The organism is Psychrobacillus sp. FSL K6-1464, assembly GCF_038003145.1.
Classification (GTDB): domain Bacteria; phylum Bacillota; class Bacilli; order Bacillales_A; family Planococcaceae; genus Psychrobacillus; species Psychrobacillus psychrotolerans.
In genome coordinates this window covers 777,234-796,683 of sequence record NZ_JBBOOP010000001.1, presented here as the reverse complement: position 1 = coordinate 796,683, position 19,450 = coordinate 777,234, and the positions used below count along the sequence as shown (strand labels likewise).

At 36.7% G+C, this 19,450-nt stretch carries 17 protein-coding genes; 8 read left to right on the top strand and 9 right to left on the bottom strand.

Translation table 11 applies throughout. From position 1 onward, the window contains the following. Positions 1–157 precede the first annotated feature (157 nt). Positions 158–1,777 (top strand): S-layer homology domain-containing protein, encoded by a 1,620-nt coding sequence (locus MKX39_RS03855; RefSeq protein WP_340768395.1) that lies wholly within the window; start codon positions 158–160, stop codon positions 1,775–1,777. A gap of 245 nt (positions 1,778–2,022) precedes the next feature. Here MKX39_RS03855 and MKX39_RS03850 read toward each other — a convergent pair whose 3' ends face one another. Together MKX39_RS03850 and MKX39_RS03845 are read right to left on the bottom strand one after the other, a co-directional pair. Beyond that, positions 2,023–3,405, bottom strand: coding sequence for a S8 family peptidase (locus tag MKX39_RS03850; protein ID WP_340768394.1), 1,383 nt, complete (start codon positions 3,403–3,405; stop codon positions 2,023–2,025). A gap of 136 nt (positions 3,406–3,541) precedes the next feature. Further along, positions 3,542–5,137, bottom strand: a complete 1,596-nt coding sequence (locus MKX39_RS03845; RefSeq protein WP_340768393.1) for a M14 family zinc carboxypeptidase — start codon at positions 5,135–5,137, stop codon at positions 3,542–3,544. A 161-nt stretch (positions 5,138–5,298) separates the two neighbouring features. Here MKX39_RS03845 and MKX39_RS03840 point away from each other — a divergent pair, with 161 nt between their 5' ends. Then, positions 5,299–5,664, top strand: a complete 366-nt coding sequence (locus MKX39_RS03840) for a GtrA family protein (RefSeq protein WP_340768392.1) — start codon at positions 5,299–5,301, stop codon at positions 5,662–5,664. Between the two features lie 7 nt (positions 5,665–5,671). On the opposite strand, the gene MKX39_RS03835 is transcribed toward MKX39_RS03840, so the two are convergent. Further along, positions 5,672–6,625, bottom strand: coding sequence for a glycosyltransferase family 2 protein (locus tag MKX39_RS03835; protein ID WP_340768391.1), 954 nt, complete (start codon positions 6,623–6,625; stop codon positions 5,672–5,674). Between the two features lie 79 nt (positions 6,626–6,704). Then, on the bottom strand, positions 6,705–7,739 hold the full coding sequence (locus tag MKX39_RS03830) for an acyltransferase family protein (RefSeq protein WP_340768390.1): 1,035 nt from the start codon (positions 7,737–7,739) through the stop codon (positions 6,705–6,707). A gap of 280 nt (positions 7,740–8,019) precedes the next feature. Between MKX39_RS03830 and MKX39_RS03825 the strand changes: the two genes are divergently transcribed. Then, a complete protein-coding gene (locus MKX39_RS03825; protein WP_340768389.1) occupies positions 8,020–8,481 on the top strand; it encodes an NUDIX hydrolase in 462 nt (153 codons plus the stop codon). A gap of 60 nt (positions 8,482–8,541) precedes the next feature. Then, entirely contained in the window at positions 8,542–8,964 is a 423-nt protein-coding gene (locus MKX39_RS03820; protein WP_340768388.1) for a GNAT family N-acetyltransferase, read from the top strand. Between the two features lie 80 nt (positions 8,965–9,044). Here the strand turns inward: MKX39_RS03820 and MKX39_RS03815 are convergent, their stop codons facing one another. Beyond that, a complete protein-coding gene (locus MKX39_RS03815; protein ID WP_340768387.1) occupies positions 9,045–10,409 on the bottom strand; it encodes a S8 family serine peptidase in 1,365 nt (454 codons plus the stop codon). Between the two features lie 556 nt (positions 10,410–10,965). On the opposite strand from MKX39_RS03815, the gene MKX39_RS03810 reads away from it, so the two are divergent. Beyond that, complete coding sequence (locus MKX39_RS03810; RefSeq protein ID WP_340768385.1) at positions 10,966–11,160, top strand: acyltransferase; 195 nt, start codon at positions 10,966–10,968, stop codon at positions 11,158–11,160. 91 nt (positions 11,161–11,251) lie between these two features. On the opposite strand, the gene MKX39_RS03805 is transcribed toward MKX39_RS03810, so the two are convergent. The 3 genes from MKX39_RS03805 to MKX39_RS03795 all read right to left on the bottom strand — a co-directional run bounded on the left by MKX39_RS03805 (position 11,252) and on the right by MKX39_RS03795 (position 13,542). Continuing rightward, complete coding sequence (locus MKX39_RS03805) at positions 11,252–12,052, bottom strand: isoprenyl transferase (RefSeq protein ID WP_340768383.1); 801 nt, start codon at positions 12,050–12,052, stop codon at positions 11,252–11,254. A 283-nt stretch (positions 12,053–12,335) separates the two neighbouring features. Then, complete coding sequence (locus MKX39_RS03800; RefSeq protein ID WP_340768382.1) at positions 12,336–12,806, bottom strand: competence protein ComK; 471 nt, start codon at positions 12,804–12,806, stop codon at positions 12,336–12,338. Between the two features lie 253 nt (positions 12,807–13,059). Beyond that, entirely contained in the window at positions 13,060–13,542 is a 483-nt protein-coding gene (locus MKX39_RS03795) for a sigma-70 family RNA polymerase sigma factor (RefSeq protein WP_340768381.1), read from the bottom strand. A gap of 415 nt (positions 13,543–13,957) precedes the next feature. On the opposite strand from MKX39_RS03795, the gene MKX39_RS03790 reads away from it, so the two are divergent. The 3 genes from MKX39_RS03790 to MKX39_RS03780 are packed head-to-tail and all read left to right on the top strand — an operon-like array spanning position 13,958 to position 18,215. Continuing rightward, positions 13,958–16,180 (top strand): EAL domain-containing protein, encoded by a 2,223-nt coding sequence (locus tag MKX39_RS03790; protein WP_340768380.1) that lies wholly within the window; start codon positions 13,958–13,960, stop codon positions 16,178–16,180. A 24-nt stretch (positions 16,181–16,204) separates the two neighbouring features. After that, positions 16,205–17,839, top strand: a complete 1,635-nt coding sequence (locus MKX39_RS03785; protein WP_340768379.1) for a thiamine pyrophosphate-binding protein — start codon at positions 16,205–16,207, stop codon at positions 17,837–17,839. A 1-nt stretch (position 17,840) separates the two neighbouring features. Further along, complete coding sequence (locus MKX39_RS03780; RefSeq protein WP_340768378.1) at positions 17,841–18,215, top strand: carboxymuconolactone decarboxylase family protein; 375 nt, start codon at positions 17,841–17,843, stop codon at positions 18,213–18,215. Positions 18,216–18,700: 485 nt separating this feature from the next. Here MKX39_RS03780 and MKX39_RS03775 read toward each other — a convergent pair whose 3' ends face one another. Then, on the bottom strand, positions 18,701–19,408 hold the full coding sequence (locus MKX39_RS03775; protein ID WP_340768376.1) for a class I SAM-dependent methyltransferase: 708 nt from the start codon (positions 19,406–19,408) through the stop codon (positions 18,701–18,703). Between the last annotated feature and the right edge of the window lie 42 nt (positions 19,409–19,450).

Sequence of the window (19,450 nt, the reverse complement as noted above, 5' to 3'; positions counted from 1 at the left end):
AATAAAAATAAATTGACTTTTCTAAATTTACAGTTAGTATTAAATTTACTGGAATTTACCCATTATTATTGTCCTATTTATTTGTAATTAAATTGTTCTAGGTAATAATGTTTAACCATATACTATTTGCACACTATTTAACATTCAGGAGGTAATTATGTCCAAAAAAGTCACCATTTTAATCTTAGCTTTCACATTATTCTTATTGCCAACAATTACTTTGGCTGCTCCAGTTTTTAAAGATATTCCGGAAGACTCCCCTATTATAGCTGAGATTACCTATCTTATAGAAAAAGGAATACTTACATCTGATCCTACTACGGACTTCGGTGGAGATACCTCTATTACCCGTATACAAGCAGTAGAAATCCTAATAAATGCCCTTGCGATTAACCTAGAAAATAGACCAACTCCTGATTTTGTTGATGTAAATCCAACAGATGAGTATTTCCCTTTAATAGCAGCAATTGTTGATGAGCAAATTATGAGTGGCAACGCAGCAGGTGAATTTAAGCCAAACGATCCTTTAACCCGTGGACAGATGGCTATTATTTTAACTAATGCCTTTAAGCTCACTGGCACAACAACTCTCTCTTTCCAAGATGTCGATTCTTCTCATTGGGCCAATGAGTCTATTCAAGCCCTTATCGCAAACAAAATAACAACTGGCTACCCAGATAATACATTCAAACCTGATTCGCTAACAACGAAATCTAATTACGTAGTATTTTTAGCAAGAATACTAAATCCTGTTTTTCGAAAAGATTTAAGTAAGCCTGCCCCATCTCCTGAACCCGTTCCAGAGCCTGTTCCGGTTCCGGTTCCTGTGCCTGTTCCAAAATCGTGTGAAGAGCCAAGTAAAAAAGAGACTTTCAAAGTAAATGTTTCCGTAACCTCTCTTTGGAATAAACCTAATATGTCTAGAAAAGTAGATAGACCTTCCACTTCAATCCCTGTAGATATAAAGAAATGGACAAAAGATATGAGTCTATCACAAAAATGGTGGCTTGTCGGAAAGACAGATACACAGGCTCTATATGGAGACGAAGTAACAGTTCTTAAAAGTACGGGCAATTGGGTTCGTGTCGCTATAAAAGATCAATATGTACCTTATCAAAAAGAAGGATATCCAGGTTGGGTTCCTAAAACACATATTAAATCTACAACGACCAACTATACTAATTGTTCCATTGCAATTGTAACTTCAAAGGTGGCAACTTTGTATAATAATAACGCAGAAAAGAAAAAGTTTATGGATATCAGTTACTCTACTATTCTCCCAATTATTAAAGAAGATGAAAAGTGGTTTTACGTGCAAACACCAGGAAATATAGTCAAATTATTAAGTAAAAAAGATGCTAAAACATATAAAAATTACGCTGCCATTCCAAAACCATCTCAAAAGGATATTGTTAATGAAGCAAAAAGATTTCTAGACCTTCCTTACTTATGGGCTGGCACATCGGCATATGGCTTTGACTGCTCAGGAATTATTTATGCTGTCTATAAAAACCATGGAATCCTTATCCCACGCGACTCCTTTTATCAGGCAACAAAAGGAACTGCTGTATCTAAAAAGAATTTACAACCTGGGGATTTAGTATTTTTTGCAGGAGCCAGTGGTAAAGGAAAAGTCTATCATGTTGGTTTATACGTTGGGTCAGGTAAAATGCTTCATGCTCCGAATGCTTCATCCAAGGTGAAAATTGAATCGATGAATGCTGGGGCATATAAAAGAAATTATGCAGGCGCCCGCAGATATTTAGAAAACAAGTGAATATAAAATTACATTGAATAAGCCGCCGCCCTTGTGGCGGCTTATTCAATGTTTTAAACAGCAACTGGCTACCACATAACTTCTACCAACTGACACATAAATTCTTCTATCCACCATACAACAACATCCAACCACCTCCTAAACTAATTCAACCAAAACATAATCTCCTCCAACTACCAACACAATTCCTCGACACAAAAATAGACTTGTAGATAATTTTAACGTATCTACAAGTCTAAAAAGAGTTATTTTGTTGTAAATCTCATCAAATATCTATCTCCATTTTTCACTTGAATTTCTAATAGATAATCCGTGTTAGCTTGATAGTTCTCGATAGGAGCTACCATTATTTTTTTGTTAGCTAAGTTTGGTGTGAGCTTTATAGGAATCTCATAGTTCTCAGTGTATAGTTTAACAGCAATCGTTGAGTCGTCCGAGAATACTTGGTTAAACAATATGGTCCACGTCTTATCTAATGGAACATTGGAATGTTCGGGAAGATTAATATAATCACTTGCACTAACCGCGCTCGATATTAGGGAATACTTTTTATAATTAGAGACATTAAGGATACCTTCACCATATAATGGATCCCAGTTTGTAACACCTTTATCGTCAACATAAGTTTTTAACGTTTTTTCAATTTCTTTTATCGAACTAGTTGGTGCTTCTAACATTAGCATAGCTGCGACACCACTCACATATGGAGCGGCCATAGATGTGCCATGCAAGGCGGCATACTTTTCTCCTGGCACACTGGAAACGACACTGACGCCAGGTGCTGATATGTCAATGGATTGACCGGTGTTACTAAAACTAGCAATTTGATCAGTTTGGTCAGTTGCGGATACAACTAATATTTTCTCTTCGGAAGCAGGATAGTAATTAGCTGTATCATCACTAAGATTTCCAGATGATACGACGACTAGTACATTTTTAGAAAGTGCGTAGTCAATTGCTTGTGCTAAATGCTCGGAATATTCATTTCCTTGGAAGCTCATGTTCACGATAGATGCACCATTATCCACAGCGAAATGGATACCTTTAGCTATATTTGAATCATAGCCATTGCCAGAATGATTGAGCGCACGGATTGGCATAATTTTGATATTAGCTGTTGTTGATTCTACTATAATTCCAGCGACATGCGTACCATGGAAATGCTCATCCATTGGATCCGAGTCATTATCAACAAAGTCATAACCGTCTATCATTCTCTCTTTTAGGAAGGAATGGGTATAATCCACCCCCGTATCAATAACAGCAACGATTACTTCTTCATCATTTGAAGCAATCTTTGATTTCATCCATTCTGTTCCCACCCGGTTAACCGACCATGATTTAGTATATTTATCTGTTGTTTGAGCCATATCAATTGTTCGTATATAATCTGGTTGCAGAATGTTTATCTGATCTCTCATAGAAGAGGATATCCTAAAGGTTGATTTTGGTTGAACTTCATCTACAGGAATGCTTTTTGTTTCTTTATTTCCTTCTTTATCTGTTATTTCTACTATTACTCTATTTGTCTCTGTTGTCTCCCCTGAACTACTAAGAGCAATATTAGGAAAAAAGAAAACTAAACTTAACGAACATCCCAACACCATTTTAACTAACATACTCCTCATTTTTTCCCCACCCTACTTTACATTGTACCATTAGCAACTGAGTACCCCTTTTATAAGGTATGTAAACTAGGTGATGTTGATTATTGTTTCAAATGTAAAAAAACCTACAAATCATGTCGATTTGTAGGTAAAAGGACTATCTTTTAGATGCTTCATTTGCGATATATAAACCAATCTTAGAATTTTCGGTCCATATACGATCCCATCTACTTAAAGGTACAGGGTTGTCACCTGCATATGGTGAAATTTCGAGGACGATACCTGGCATCCCAGTTTCTTGGATAAAGTAATCACCAGATGCTCCCGAACCTGGAAGGTATTGCGGAGGCATTACCTTATATCCAGTGATTTGTGATAATTGGTTGGCTAAAGCTTTATCTCTATTAAGCTCTGCTGTTTTTTGATAATTAAACCAATACATAATTTGACCAGATGAATGATAAGAGATATTCGTTTTAAAAGGTCTACTAGTCATGAAATTTCCTAATGCCTGTGCTTCTGGCTCACTAAATGCACGAGGACCTCTATATTGCATATAGGAAGGGCCTGGTCTAGAATTGTTAATTTTAGACCATCTCGAGTCAAAATTATCATTTAAGTCAACGCCGCGAATATTGGACTTCCAACGGTTAAAGTTACTGCTTCCATTAATAGCAAGGACATTTGACTTGTTTGCTACTGCATTTGCTCCCAATTGGACAAGTGTTACCCCGTCAGGATTGACCATTGGCACAAACCAGATTGCTGTCTTGTCCAAAACAGATTTAACATTGTATCCCTGGTAAGAACTACCCGCCGCATAGTGTGCACTATATGTGTCGATCATTTCGAGCAAAACATTTGTTGTCATATGTTCTCTTGCATGAACGGAAGCATCAAATAATACTTCTTTTTTACCATTTCCTATACGGATTGCATAAATGGGACGCTTTTCTACAGATGCTCCTATTTGTTTTAGTTCTGTGAAGCTTGGATATTTTGCTGCGATCTGTTGTAAATAAGTCGTCATTTTTTGATGTGTAATGATCTGCTTGGGATTTACTATATTGCTAGTGATTGGTGCAGCTGTTCCCTTTGAAAGAAAGCTCGCTACTACATACCCTCTCATATCTCCAGCAGTCACATATGCCCAACCTGCTAACTCTGAATGGACTAAAACATTCTTTCCATTTGTTAGTGCCCCAATACTTGCACCACTCGAACTCGCAATGTTCTTCACGACTACGCCACTTTTAGAGGTCACTGTAGCTGGATAAGTAGTTGGCTTCCCGATAAAGTTAGAGGCAACATATCCAGTAATATTGCCGTATTGAACGAATGACCATCCATTTTCAGCGGAAAATTCTTCGACAATCATTTTATATTGAAGTGTTGCAAGATTCTTGCTGGTTGCACTTGCAGATTCTCGAACAATAACGCCACCCTTAGAGCTTGCTATTTTTATGTTCCCTACTGCTTTTTTCAAAAAGCTAACTGGCGCATAACCTGTTATACCGTCGACTTGAATTCGAGCCCAACCATTTTCTACAGAAAAAACAGTTCCAGATGTCCCGTAAGTCATGTGATGAAGTGACGTAGAACCAGTCGATGGAGCTTCTCTTAAAATAACTCCGGATGCACTGTTCACGGTATATACTTCACGAAAAGTAGAGGCTTTGGTCACATTCGTATAACTATTCCAGATGAGGAGCATGATGAGAAATGCTCCCATTATTTTTAGTGAATTTTTCATCGTTTCCCCCATTTCTAATGTACTCTTTTAAGTGTACTGTCGAATACTAGCGAATCATAGTTACCTTTTAACTAAAATCCTCTAGGTACATGACCCTTTTTTTAGCAAAGTTTACGATACAGTATAGTTTAAGGTACAATACACTTTATGGAGGTTTTGAAATGCGTAATGAGTTAATGAAGTTTATAATTGTTGGAGTTTTAAATACGCTTCATTATTATGGGTGGTACTTACTATTTTCTCAGGTTATAGATTGGCATTTTTTGCCTTCCCACTGGATAGCTTTTGTCATAAGTATGATAGGATCATTTTATTTGAACTCCTACTTTACATATAATACAAAACCTACATGGCGAAAATTTTTCCGATTTCCTTTGACATATATCGTCCAAATAATTATATCGACAATTGTACTATATATACTTTCTACATATTTTGGGGTGGATGATCGAATCGGTGCTCTTATTGCTTCCGTAGTTACAATTCCATTTACTTTTTTACTATCCCGAAAAATATTAAAAAGATGATTCCAGCTTATTCAGCCGAATCATCTTTTTTGATAGTGGAAACATATTCTTCTACAAAATACACAGGTCGGTCTTTAGTCTCATAGAAAACCTTCCCTAAATATTCTCCAATAATCCCTAATGATAAAAGCTGAATACCACCTAAAAATAGAATTACTGCCATAAGAGATGGATATCCAGGTACAGGATCACCATATAAAAACGCACGAATAACAACGATAATCATGAAGAAGAATGCCGCTACAGAAATTATTACACCCAACAACGAAGAGAAGCGAAGTGGCGCAATCGTTGAAGATGTAATTCCATCGATGGCCAGATTAAAAAGTTTTCCATAATTCCATTTAGTTTCCCCTGCTGCACGTGGATCACGGTCGAAAAGAATTTCCTTTTTGTTAAAGCCAATCCAGCTATACATACCTTTAGTGTACCGCTGACCTTCGCGTAACTGTTGTAATGCATCAATACAACGACGATCTAACAAACGAAAATCCCCTGTGTCGCGCTGTACTGGGATATTTGAAAGGGTCTCCAATATCTTATAGTACCTGGAAGAGGACCATTTTTTAAACCAAGATTCCCCTGCTCTACTACGACGCTTTGCAAACACATCATCATAGCCTTGTTCCCAATAGCTAATCATTTCAGGGATGAGCTCTGGAGGGTCTTGTAGGTCTGCATCAATAATAATAACTGCTTGTCCCTTTGTATGGTCAAACCCAGCAAGCATCGCCACCTCTTTTCCAAAATTCCGAGAAAGATTCACATATGATATATCATTTCTATGATTCACCAATTGTTTTAACAAAAATAGGGTATTATCCGTACTGCCATCATTAACGAATAAATACTCAAATTGATAATTTGGCAGTCCACTTGTTACTGCATCTAATCGGTTGATCAAAGTATGTAGTACCTGCTCCTCATTGTAAGCTGGTATTAAGATTGAGATTGTTTTCATATTTATCACCTAGTGAATATTATACCGCTTGGTAGCAGTTATAGCACTTAAATTTATTTGAAAAGATTGCTGACTTTCTTTATGTTGTAATCGGTTCTAGTTTGATATCATTTTGAGCTTTTTTCTTTGTTTTTCCTACAATATATTCTCCAAAAGGTAGTAGCGAGATTAATCTGATAACGATTAAAGATATCAATAAAGAGAATATAAACAATGCCACAACTCGGGTACTTGTGTGTTGGAAGTAATTTGCCGTAATTGGTGCTAAAAATACCTGAACTTGCCAGTGAACAAGGAAAATTCCAAAAGCATTGTCATTAAGCATTTTCACTACTTTAAAGTTAGGAATAGCCTGGCCCCAAGCAATCAGCGCACAGGTTACCGATAAAACAAATGGAAATAAATCAAATCTACGTGAATAAACTAGAGTATTTCCAGCTTCATAAGAAAGAAAAACAAGCGAAAAAGATACACCTATGTATAACAATGTTGCCCATCTATGCTTAAATAGTTTTTGGGAAATAACTGTATAATTCTTTCCAATTATATAACCTAATGCAAAATAACCCACCCAAGCTAGAAAGGGTAATTTGAGTATATAGTTGAAATCTAAGAATATATCTGGATTATTTTCCATCCAGTTTAAGTACCATAACATTATTAAAATACTTGCAGGAACCAACCAAGCCATCGACACTTTATATTTTGTTACAAGAAAATGTAAAAAGTAAAATTGGAATATAACAAGGATAAACCATCCTTCAAAGGAACCTGTCATTATATTTTTTAGTAGTTTCACCGCAAAATATGTACCAGTATTTGTAGAATATGAAACGACTAACGCATCTATTAATGCGAAAGAGAGAAATGGTAGAAAAATAAACTTAAATCTACTTTCCCAGAAGTTGCTTGGTAATTTTTCAGAATACCTATTGGCTAATATAATAACCGACAAAACGATGAATGTTGGGGTTGCGAAACACAAAAGAATTCGAAAAAATTGATAGTACTCGATTTCGGGATAAGAAACAATTGAAGCCGTTTGCGTTGTGCTATGTAAAAAAACAATACATAAACATGTAACTGCTCGTAATAAATTCCATTCCTTAATCATATATACCTCCTTTATTAAAAAAGCTCTACATAAATGGTAAGTTACTTACATAGTAAAGTCAAAAGAAGTTTTGAAATCAAGATATTTCACAATGAGAAACTATAGTCTTATTTTAAATATGGTGGACGTGCCAGAAACCATATAGCACCAGATAAACTTATAGTAAGAAGGATTACACGTTTTATTTGTCGAACCTATTATTAAAGAAATAGTTTTCTAAGGAGGACCTCGTCTCTAGAATGCTATTTATTCATCAAAACATAAGATTATGGAGGCAATAATGAGTTACATACAAACAATTCGGGCGTTAATCGGTAATGAAATGCTAATGACAGTAGGTTGCGGGATTATTATTGAGCATAAGGATCAGATTTTACTGCAACATCGTACAGATCAGGATGTATGGGGAATTCCGGGTGGGGTTATGGAGCCTGGAGAAACGTTTCTTGAAACTGCTATTCGAGAAACACTTGAAGAAACAGGATTAACAGTTGAACAATTACAATTGTTTGGTCTTTATTCAGGTGACGAAGGATTTACAGAGTATCAAAATGGCGATAAAATTTTCAGCGTTCAGATTATTTTTCATACATATAGCTTTACAGGGGAGTTACTTCATAAAACTGATGAAAGTCATGAACATCGTTTTTTTCCCCGTCATGACCTACCTAATTTGAATACACATCAAGAGCGATTCATTCAGGATTGGGTTGACAAAGTATCCCTACCAACAATTAAGTGAAAATTCAGTATTCCAATTCCATACCTTTCCTATTCCATAATATAGAAGGAGAAATCACTTATGAACTTACATATTTCTAGAGAAACAAACAAAACAGATAAACAATATATTAATGAGGAGCTGTATAAGTTTAATTTAAAATACTTTCCAGAAGATTTAAGAGGAAGATACGAAGAAATTAATTTATATCTGAAAGATGATAATGGGAATGTACGGGGTGGAATATTAGCTGAAGTATGTTGGAATTGGCTAGAAATCCATATTTTTATGATTGATGAAGATATACGGAAATCAGGATTTGGAACAAAATTATTAGTAGAAATGGAGAAGATAGCAAGGGAAAAAGAATGTGATTTTATAAAGTTAGATACTTTAAGCTTTCAAGCATTGGGGTTTTATGAAAAAAATGGATACGAAGTCTTTGGTAGTTTAGATAACGTAGGAAGAGACTACAAGCACTACTACTTAAAGAAAGACTTATAGAAAAGTTATTATTAATCGAAAAAGAAACCATTTTGATCACCTTCGGTCAATATGGTTTCTATTCGTTTGGTACAGCTACTCTACATGGAACCTGTTTGGAAATTCATCAGGTATCGATCGCCACCAACAACTCTAATGTCGAGCAAATAGGGAGCGTTTGGTTCAAAATTAGTAATGGGTGTAACCATTAACTTAGCTGTACCTTTTGTAAAAGAAACCTTAATGGGTTCTTCTTGTTCATCTGAGTATAGAGCTACAGAAATGATTTTAGTGTCGGTGAGTATACGATTAAAATTGATTGTCCACTTTTTGTTAAGTGGAACGTTTGTGTATTTTGGTAAGTTGATATAATTTGCCGATGCAAGTGTTTGCTGGATGAGAGAATGCTTTTCATAGGAAGAAACATTAACAATTCCTTCTCCATAAAGTGAGTCCCAGTTAGTTGCACCTTTATCATCTACATATTGTTTGAGTAACTTTTCTATTTCTTGAATAGTTCGAGTCGGGTCATCTAGTTTTATCATGGATGACACAGCGCTAATATGAGGTGCAGCCATTGACGTTCCATCCATAAGAGCATATTTTCCTCCTGGAATACTGGAAAGAATACTTACACCAGGAGCAGCAATGTCAATCGACGCACCCGTATTGCTAAAATCCGCTACCTGATCGTGTTGATCTGTTGCAGAAACGACTATTACTCTTTTTTCGGATGCAGGGTAAAAGTTTTCCGTACTCATTCCTTTATTTCCTGATGCGACTACAACTAGTACATCGTGCTGAATCGCATATTCAATAGCATTTGCCAAATATGTGCTATAGTTTTCGCCCGCTAAACTCATATTTATAATAGAAGCACCATTATCTACAGCATAGTGAATTCCTTTAGCAATGTTCGTGTCATATCCATTTCCCTTTTCATCTAGAGAACGTATAGGGAGTACTTTTACATTCTCAGGCGTGGATTGTGCAATAATTCCAGCAACATGCGTTCCGTGCATATGCTTGTCCATCGGATTTCTGTCATTATCTACAAAATCGTAACCTGCCATCACTCTACCATCTAACAATGGATGTGTATTGTCTACTCCAGTATCAATAATAGCCACAATTACATCGTTTTTTTTCGATATTAGCTGTTTCTTCATCTGTTCTACACCAATTCGCTTTACTGACCATGTTGGTTCCATCACTTCACTAGTCTGAACAACACCGATGGAGCGAATATAATCGGGTTCTAATACTTCTACCTGTTGAGTATCTTCCATCTTTTCTAACTCATCCCAAGTTAAACTCTCAATCTCTTCTTGACCCTCCTCATTTATTAGCTCCACAATTACTCTATCTGTTCCAGATAATTCATCGTTTCCAGTCTGTGCATAGGAAATATCCGGAGACAACAGTCCTAACGCAAACAAAACTACAGGATATATGAAATATTTCATCAAATACGACACTCCAATCTAATATTCTATGAAAAGTTTAACACCAAATTCTATTCATATATACTACAATTTTCCAAAAGTCTACTCAAACCTCAAAGCCTTACTAGGTTTCATACTAGCAGCCTTCAATGCCGGATAAATCCCTACTAAACTTCCAATGAAGACAGAAGTATACAATGCAAGCTTCACTGCCCACATCGGTAATACGAGTGCGAAGATTTCTATGTTACCGTTCCAAACTTTCTTCTTCAAATGCGGGATTTGGAAAAAATAATTCCAATATATTAGTAAATACCATAGTAGCCACGCTACTTAACCTAATAGACTCGTATACAGTTTGCTGTGAAAAGAAAATAGATTAAAATCATCCACAACAAGACTATGCCTAAATTATAATGTTTTTTCATTTTAAATCTTCCGTTTACACAAAATTCTTTGCCAATGAATAAAGAACAGTAAAAAAATATAGTATAAAATATTTTCAACTCTTTACAAGGTTTCGACGATATTTTTCTATTCCTACTGATATAGTGAGTAATAAAAAACGAAGGAGTGTGTGTTATTGCAAAATGATTTTGTTTTACTACTTGATACTATCATCGGACCTAGAGATATTTTTCATGTGATGGAATGTGATATATGTGGTTGGAATGAAATCTACTATCAGCATCCAGAAACCAAAGTTCAAATTGGTTTTGCTTGTGAAGGTTGCAATTATGTGAAGAAATTTGAATACCTAAATTGTATGTAAAATGAACATTTTCAATAATAATTCATATGGCAAAACCCCATATAACTCATGGATATGGGGTTTCTATTGCTCTATTAAGTTTGTCAATCTCTTACTTTTCTTCTACATCTTCTTCTTTAAGTCCACCATATTTTCGATTTCTTTTTTGATAGCTTTCGATTGCATCCATTAAACAAGCTTCATCAAAATCAGGCCATAGTGTATCAGTAAACCAAAATTCCGTATACGCTAGCTGCCAAAGCATGAAATTACTCAGGCGAATCTCTCCACTTGTACGGATTAGTAAATCTGGTTCCGTTAAGTCTTTTGTCATTAAGTGACTACTGATTAACTCTTCTGTAATATCGTCACAGGAAATGGTCCCGAGCTGCACTTTGTTTACAATTTGTTGAACTGATTGAATAATTTCATCTCGACTACCATAATTCAAAGCGAAATTTAATATAAGTCCATCATTATCAGAGGTTTTTTCTACTGCTTTTGTTATTGCTCTTTTTGTATGGTCCGGGAGGAGATCGATATTCCCCATCATTTGTACCTGAACATTTTGCTCGATTAACTCAGGTAAATAGGTGCCCATAAATTCTTCTGGTAACCTCATCAGATAATCTACTTCTTTTTTGGGTCTTTTCCAGTTTTCCGTAGAGAATGCATACAGCGTTAACGTTTTTATCCCGACATCATTGGCAAACCTTGTTATCTTTCTAACCGTTTGCATCCCCTCATAATGTCCAGCAATTCTAGGTAAAGAGCGTTTTTTTGCCCATCTACCATTTCCATCCATAATAACAGCTATATGGGCAGGCAATTGTTCTATTTGCGCAAGTTCTTTTCTTTTAGTTAAATCGCTGGTTATTACTGGTTGCCTTTTACGCAAAAGCTTACTTAACATACCAATACCACCTTATACCTTTTCCAATTATGTGTATTTATCTTAACAGATAAACCCATATATTACTCTTGTTTTTACAGCATTTTTTCTACAGTAGGGAAAATATTCCACAAACTTACTATACTGCAATAATATGCAGAAAAAAGCATCTGAAAGTATCTTCAGACGCCACACTCTTAAAATATTTAGTTAGGAGACAATAATTTTAGTACCCTTCAATGCTATTCTTTAGCTTTTTAGTTACGTAAACAATTGAAACGTTACTTTATGGTTCCTTTATCCCCTACTTTTTTCGATGGTGGTGGATACCATATATATTTAACGAGGTGTGTAGTCTTTGATGTTGTTTGAGCAATACATGCTTGGAAGCATTGACAAAAACCGAGTGACCATTTGGAAAATGGATTATTGACTTTCCTTTGGTTACCTCCTCCACATGAATAGGGTGATTGAATATCCAAACACACTCCAAATGTCTATAGGACATAGTTGGAAAAGCACCGAAAAGATTTGGTTCTATCAACAGAGGTGTCTTTACAGAATAATTCATCAATTTTTTTATTGCCTTTAAACGACCTTCTAATGTCGATGCATAGCGATTACACGCGCCTTCCAACAAATGTAAAGTACTCTCTTCTGAATAATAAATACCATGGGTCGTCACGATTCGTGTCTTTTCCTTCCCAGTAAATACGGATTCTAGCATTAACGTCTCGGGATTAACCAATTCGGAATTCCCTTTAACCTTCTTCATCACACTTCCCCCTTTTTGTCCCCTCTCTATACATGTCTATCCTATCAAAACACTTCAGAACTTACTAGTCTAAATTAACTAAATTTATTGAATATTTTAAAAATAATTCCTAATTCCCCCTTTTTCTTATAGGATATTTAGAACTTAGTCCTATCCCTCACCATTTTTTCCTGTCCGAGTGGTAAACTATTACTAAATAAATACCGAGAAAGTGTCGAAATTTACTTTCTCGGCTTGGATTCTCTTGAAAACCTTATGTTTCTATTCGCTCTCTCAATTTTACAAGGATTCTTTCCCGTCTCTTTTTAATACCTGGTATCGTTATTCCTACTCGAGTCGCTGCCTGCTGGAGCGAGATTCCCTCCACAAAAATCCATAGCAGTAGTTCTCGCTCTTGTGCTTGCAAGGATTCAATCGCTCTTTCTAAATCCTCACTCACTATACTTAGAACAATTGATTTTTCTAGCATGACTGCTAGTTTCTCATCCTCCACAGGGTCAGTGTACTCTTCCTGACGCTTCTCTTTTTTCAACTCATCCAACATTCCACCGTATATGGAACGATAAGCATAAGGTGCAAAATTCCCCTTACCCTCATCGAACTTCACCCATGCTTTCCATAATGCAATTCTCCCTGCTTGCCGATAGATTTCATGATTCTTATAAATGTTTAGCTTTCGAATACAAGCAGAAATCATCGGGTCAAACTGCTCCAATACTTCTTCAAAATCCGTCAATGCCATATTCCTTTAGATTCATGCATGATTCGTTTATTCCTAGGTAGCCTAAGAATAATAAACTCCTCTTGTATTAACCAATGAGTCTATCGGTAGTAACGGCGCAGGGAACGTTATGTTTTAGAGTAGGAAACGTAATGTATTAGTACGTTGTTCCCTGTGTAGGACACAATTCTAGGGACACATATTGAAATCCGTTATTGTCAGAATTGTTTGTTACACAGGGACATTTTGTTGAATTTAATCCCTTTTTAGAGTAAAGTAATTATGATTAGGAATTCTTTCTACAGGTTATTTCGTAGCAGTCTTAACCTTTGTAGGAGTGGATTCTTTTTTTTGTTATTTTATATGAAAAACTACACACCTTTCTGAAAAGAGGGTATACATAGGAAAGAGATTTTTATAGGAGGAGAATATGAATACTACAGAGCCATACTACATTACAGAGTCTAAGAGAATCTGCAAGGTTGCAGGGATGGATCCAAACGAGGTGTCTAGACCAAAGACTTTTTTAAGCGAAGTGGCTTTTGAACAGAAGCGAAAATCGTATAGTGAAATATTATCAGTGGTTAGCTTTTTCTCCAACAAGTTACTAGATTCCTTAAAAGGCACTCCGATACTCGTTGTCGTTTCGGATGCTGCAGGGTATTTGCTTGAGATTGAGGGAGACGAAACGATCAAGTCTACTATTGAACAATTCGGTATTAAACCTGGTAGCCTGTTCATTCAAGAAGAGACGGGTACAAATGTTATTAGCCTGACATTGCAGCAAAGACATCCGATTAGTCTGATAGGCGAACAACATTATCATACCTTTCTTCAAGAAATAGCTTGCTACGGTACTACATTTAACTATACAGATGACAATGACTTGCTCGGTAGTGTGTGTATCATGATGCCTATCCAGTTTCAAAATGAGCTGTTTTTATCAATGCTCGCCCAGTCTGTTGACTCGATCGAAAGAGAACTCTTATTGAGAAAACAAAACAAGAAACTTAATATTATGAACCAGATTATGTTAAGTAGAACGAGAAACGGCATTGTTATTACAGATGAAAAAGGAATTACAACCGAGTTTAATAATTTCGCTCAAATGATTTCAAAGAACAGTAGAGAATCAGTCGTGGGAAGAAACATTTTAGAATCCCATTTAACTGGAAGGTATTTCAAAGAAGTATTGGAAAGTGGAAAAATATTTAAAAATGAAGAAATAAAATTTGAAGATGATGCAGGTAACCTAGTAGTTTGCCTATTCGATGCACAACCCATTTACGAGGATGACAAAATGATTGGTGCCTTTGGCCAGTTTAGAGACATTTCAGATCGATACACATTGCAGGAACAATATAATTATTTAGCCTTTCACGATGATTTAACAAATCTGCCAAACAGACGATATATGAATAAGGAAATAGAATCCATTATTAAGGAACTAAGTACAGGTCATCACAAGACCTTAGCCCTCCTATATATCGACTTGGATCGTTTTAAAATCATTAATGACAACTTTAGTCATTCCTACGGCGATAAGTTATTAATCGAGGTAAGTACTCGTTTAAGTGGTTGCCTAGCAGAAAATGAGATGCTGGCACGAATGGGCGGCGATGAATTTATTTTCCTATTGCAAGATTTTACGGATACAGACTATGTCACAGCAAAAGCGGAAGAGATACTTCAACTCTTGCTACAACCATTTCTTGTGGACGGCAAGGAACTATATACGACTGCTAGTATTGGAGTTGCTATATATCCCGACTATCCCATTACAATGGAACAGCTGATGGTCTATGCGGATAATGCAATGTATCAGGCAAAATCGCAAGGGAAAAATCGCTATGTCGTGCATACATCTGAATTATTAGATGCCATGTTGGACGACTATATGCTCGAGGTAGACTTAAGAAGAGCACTGGAGAAAAATGAGTTCGTTCTCCATTATCAACCTCAGATTAATAACGAAACTGGTCAATTGATTGGGTTTGAAGCGTTAATACGCTGGCAACATCCAACGCTTGGGCAGATACCTCCAGATAAGTTTATAAAACTTGCAGAAGAAAACGGGATGATCACTCAAATTGGGGAATGGGTCATTGATGAGGCCTGTACGCAAAACAAAAAGTGGCAAGATGCTGGAATGACACCTGTAAAAGTGTCCGTTAATTTATCAACGCAACAATTTCTAACTAGAAATCTCATTACTTATATGGAAGAGGTACTGGAACGAACAGGTATCAATCCAGCTTATGTGGTTGTGGAAATTACGGAGTATATGGCGATGGAATACGAATACTCTATCCACGTATTGGAGCAGTTGAAAGCACTAGGTATCGGCATTAGTATTGATGACTTTGGGACTGGTTATAGTTCGCTTAATTACCTTAAGAATTTTCCAATCGATTATATTAAAATCGATAAATCGTTCGTCAGTGAAATTATGAACAATGAACAAGATGCTGTCATTATTAAAGCAATTATCTCCTTAGCACATAATCTTCATAAAGAGGTAATTGCTGAAGGCGTGGAAACAAAGGAACAGCTAGAATTCTTGAAAACCCATCAATGTGATATTTCGCAAGGATATTTCTTTAGTAAACCCCTTCCTGTTGACGAGATTGAGAGAATCTATTTAGAACAATAATGACCTTAAAGGGAGAATGACACCATGAAAACAACATCATCGGTATTAGTTGCAAATTTTAAGCATTGGGGAATTCATCATATTTTCGGCATTCCTGGGAAGGCAATATCCCCTATACTGTTTGAGATATTAAATCATGATATGGAATTTGTATTAAGTAAGCACGAAGCGGCTGCAGGGTTTGAAGCTGCTGGCTACGCCTTGATGAATCAAAAAATTGGAGTTGCAGTTGGGACGTCTGGTCCAGGTGGTACTAATTTACTCACGGCTGCTGGCCAGGCAAAAGCATCTAATCTCCCTTTATTAATCATTACTGGACACCCTTCGATGAAGGATACCGGAAAAGCAATGGGTCAGGATTCTAGTATATTTGGTGCGGACCTCGTGGACATGTTCAAATCTGTCACGAAATTTAGCGCTCGGGTCGAACGAGGAGATATGCTTCAGCCATTCCTGCAGCATGCACTAGAAAAAGCAGTATCGGGAGTAAAAGGACCCGTACATCTGTCCATCGCATTTGATATTTTGTTAGAACAGATTGAACCATTCCTGCTAGATTTACCCGAATCGCATGCAATGATTTCCCCTAATACGAGCGATGCAATAGATAAACTAAATATAGCAAAGCGTCCGCTTCTCTTTTTAGGAAAAGGTGTGCATTCTAGTAAAGCCTACGCAGAAGTGCAGCATCTTGCTGAGCATTGGAATATCCCTGTCATTACCACTCCAGGTGGAAAAGGTACTTTTCCTTCCAACCATACGCTGTCACTAGGTGCATTCGGATTAGGTGGTACAGACGAAGCAACTGCATATGTAAAAGAAAAAGTGGACCTAATGCTTGTTATTGGTTCGCAGTTAAGTGATATGTCTATCGCTGGATTATCGGAAGCGATGTATCCAGAGCATCTGATCCATTTCGATTATGACCAAACCTTTATAGGTAAATCGTTACAAGTGCCAACTACACCTATACTTGGAGATATAAAAGCAAACCTGACTGCAATATTAAAAGATATACCAAAAACAAATAGCGAAGCATTCTTAAAGCCAATCGATGATATATTGCTGCAGGAAAATAACCCTGGTGAACGAATGTCTGCTATCCAAGCATTGCGCTCGATGCGATATGCACTTCCCCACGATGCAATTGTTTTCGGAGATGATGGGAGCCACTCTTTTTACGGCATCAAATATTTTGACATATATAAGCCAGGAACGTTCTTCTTTGATGATATATTCGGAGCAATGGGCAACGGAATTGGCTATTCCATCGGCGCAAAACTTGCAGCCCCGGAAGAAACAATCATATGCTTAGTTGGAGACGGATGTATGTTCATGCATGGCACGGAACTTTCAACAGCGTACAATTATAACTCCGCGGTGTTGTTCATCGTACTAAACAATGGACGCTTAGATATGGTGGAAAAAGGCATGCAAAAAATGATCGGTACATCTATCGGCGGTGTCTATGAAACTCCGCTAAATGTAGCACGCTTTGCCGAATCTATGGGACTCGAAGCATTTACCTGCCTTAACCCTTATGAGTTAACCGATAAAATAGCAGAAGCATTACATAAGATTGAACAAACAAACAAACCAATTGTCATTGAAGTATTAGTAGATGAAAACGAAATACCACCAACAATGGGGAGGCAATAATATGGATACCAATAAACGGTACGAGGCCGGTATAAATGCTATGGAAGAACTATTTTCGCAAGACGTACGTAATGGCATGGCAGGCATCAAAGATATTTCACCCGATCTATGGAACATGATCGTATCATTTGGATTTGGCGACCTCTACTCGAGAAACACCCTTTCCCACGCACAACGGGAAATCATCACACTTACAAGTCTGATCACCCAAGGTGCTTTCGATCAACTAAGAGTTCACTTACAAGCAGCCATAAATGTAGGTCTAACAAAAGAAGAAATTATCGAAATCATCCTCCACTGTACTGGATACGTAGGCTTTCCAAAAGCAGTTCATGCAATGGGAATTGCTGGAGAAGTATTTAAGGAAAATGAATAATAAACTTCATAAAAAAGAAAAAAGCGCAATCCTAAAAGGACTGCGCTTTCTTCTTTCCCTAAACAGGGAATACACTCGGAAAATTTGTTATGTTGCTTGGTTAAACCGGAACTGACAAATTAAAACTTCATCTCGTCAGTGCAGTAATGTGGTCTAATAAAAACTATTAGACATTAAGGTGCACTTCCACAAAAAACTTAACTTCCACTTACATGTAAAACAAACACGGTGGAACGGAACCTAAATATATCGGTTCCCGACGAGCGTACCTTTCGTCAGTAAAGCAAATTTTCCGCCAAGGCTGTGCAAATCATCCATCGAAGTCTTTTGTAAACACATCGTTTACCAGTCCCTTCCTACGGTAGTTCCGCCTTGTACTAAATATATACCCCGCATAAAACGGATTAAACATCTTTATTTAAAATTTTGTTCAAGCTTTTTAATGTCAGAATATTTTCTTACACAGGGACACGCGTCTCCTACTACTATGCTTTACGACATTTAAATGCACGATACCCGATGAAATCCCGGTTATGAAATATAAACTCGTTATGCTCCTCCCATAGCTCAAAGAGTTCCATTTTTATGTTTTCCGATGGATTGATGTCGTTAATTTCACTTTGAAGAAGCACAGATGGCGTCCTCATTATTTCAACTTGAGTAAACCCAGCTTGATGTAAACGCAATATCCATTCATCTTTATCTAATATTTCATTGATACCGTAAAGACTACATGCTTTTTCTTGTTTTTCTTCTGATAGGTATTGCTCCGCTACCATTTCAATCATAATTAAAGTCCCGTCACTTTTCAAAACCCTAGAAAGTTCATTTAACGTCTTCGATATATCCGTAAAAACAATAACAGACTCGGCTATAACTAAGTCGAAGGAATTATCTACAAATTCCATATTTTGTATATCTCCTTCCATCACATGGACGGATGACTTATTATTTTTAAATCGTTGTCTTGCTTTTTCTACCATAACGGGATGCTTATCAATCGCTGTCACCTGACTATTAAATCTTTCGGCTAAGAAAGCTGCCGTTTGCCCTGTTCCACAACCTATATCCAATACAGAATGGGTTGGTGGTATATTTTCAGCTTCCAATATAGATTGGGTTAGACTAAAGCCTCCAGGATGGGCACCGCCAATTCCAAAGTATGCCAATATGTCTATATAAGCATTAGACAATGAATTTACCCCCTATTTTCAATATAGCTATACTATGCTTTT